Genomic DNA, 1,718 nt, shown 5'->3' with positions numbered 1-1,718 from the left:
GGAACGCAAGCCGCTGCCGGACCGGGCGGAGCACTCGGCCCGGTCGGGTCAGGCGGAACACTCTGCCCTGCCGGGCGGGGCGGAGATCATGATCCTGCCGGATTTGGCGGAGATCGACCTTGGCGCGTGGGAAGGGCTCACCGTGGCGGAGGTGCGGCGGCATTTCCCCGGCCAGCACGAGGCGCGCGGCCGGGACATGGCGGGCTTCCGCCCTCCCGGCGGCGAGAGTTTCGAGGACGTGGCCCGGCGCGCGGCCCGGGCGCTCGACGCAATGACCCGCGCCGCAGGGCCCGGGCCGTGGCGCATCCTGGCCGTGGCCCACGCGGGGTTCAACCGGGCGCTCCTGTGCACGCTCCTGGGCATCCCCCTGGAGCGGCTCTTCGGCCTGGGCCAGGACCACGCCTGCCTGAACGTGCTCACGCTCGACGGGGAGCGTCCGGCGCTCCAGGCCCTGAACCTGCCGCCAGGGGCCACGCCGCCCGCATGACCGCGCGCCGCCGGAGCCGCCGGGCGGACCGGGAGGGACGCAACGGACACGCCGCCTCCACGCCCTCCGCGCTCGCCGACGTCCCCAGCCCTCCCGCCGCTTCGCGTCAGGCCGGTTCCAGCCCGTATTCCAGGATCTTGCGGTAGAGGGTCTTGCGGCTGATGCCCAGGGACTGGGCCGCCAGGGAGCGGTTGCCGTTGTGGTACTGGAGCACGCGGCGGATGTGGGCGCGCTCCACGGCCTCCAGGGAGAGGATGCCGGGCTGGTCCTCGCCCTTGTCGATGAGTTCCCGGGGCAGGACGTGCTCGGTGATCAGGCCGTTCTCGGCCAGGATCATGCCGCGCTCGATGACGTTGCGCAGTTCGCGGATGTTGCCCGGCCATTCGTAGCCCAAGAGGCAGCGCATGGCCCCCTCGGTGATGGTGCAGGGGGGCTGCCCGGCGCGCAGGCGGCTCAGGAAGTGCTCCACCAGCAGGGGGATGTCCTCCTTGCGCTCGGCCAGACGGGGGATGTGGATGTTGAAGACGTTGATGCGGTGGAAGAGCGCCTCGTGGAAGCGCCCGGCCTCCACCTCGGTCTGGAGGTTGCGGTTGGTGGCGAAGAGGCAGCGGATGTCGGTGTGGCGCTCGTCCTTCTCGCCCACACGGCGGTAGGTCTTGCTCTCCAGCACGCGCAGGAGCGAGGCCTGCACCTCCAGGGGCAGTTCGCCGATCTCGTCCAGGAAAAGCGTGCCCTGGTGGGCGAAGGTCATGAGCCCTTCCTGGCTCTCGGTGGCCCCGGTGAAGGCCCCCCGGCAGTGCCCGAAGAGTTCGCTGCGCGAGAGGTCCTTCTGGAGCGTCGCGCAGTTCTTGATGATCAGCGGCTTGTCCCCCCGGCGGCTGGAGGTGTGCAGGGCGTGGGCCACCACGTCCTTGCCCACGCCGGACTCGCCCGTGATGAGCACGGGCACTTCCGTGGGGGCCACCTTCTCCACCAGGAAGCGGATCTGCTTCACGGCCTGGGAGAGGCCCACCAGCGGCGGGGGCTTCACGCTCATCTGGGAGTGCTTGAGGCTGCGGTTCTCCCTGCGCAGGCACACCCGCTGCCAGGCCCGCTCGATGACGATCTCCACCTCGTCGAGCTTGAAGGGCTTGGTGAGGTAGTCGTAGGCCCCGAGCTTCATGGCCTCCACGGCGCTGTCGATGTTGCCGTGGCCGGTGATGATGATCACCTCCACGTCCGGGATGCGCCC

2 protein-coding genes are annotated in these 1,718 nt (G+C 70.7%); one reads left to right on the top strand and one right to left on the bottom strand.

The window, feature by feature from the left end:
- The coding region (locus ACV4UX_RS19285; RefSeq protein ID WP_491594897.1) for a histidine phosphatase family protein at window positions 1-487 on the top strand (487 nt) is incomplete at its 5' end.
- A gap of 106 nt (window positions 488-593) precedes the next feature.
- Here the strand turns inward: ACV4UX_RS19285 and ACV4UX_RS19280 are convergent.
- On the bottom strand, window positions 594-1,718 hold a 1,125-nt coding region (locus ACV4UX_RS19280; RefSeq protein WP_491594896.1), incomplete at its 5' end, for a sigma-54-dependent transcriptional regulator.

Source organism: Fundidesulfovibrio sp. (genome assembly GCF_058402725.1).
Note: the sequence above shows the minus strand (reverse complement) of the source record. Positions and strands in the feature narration are given on the sequence as shown.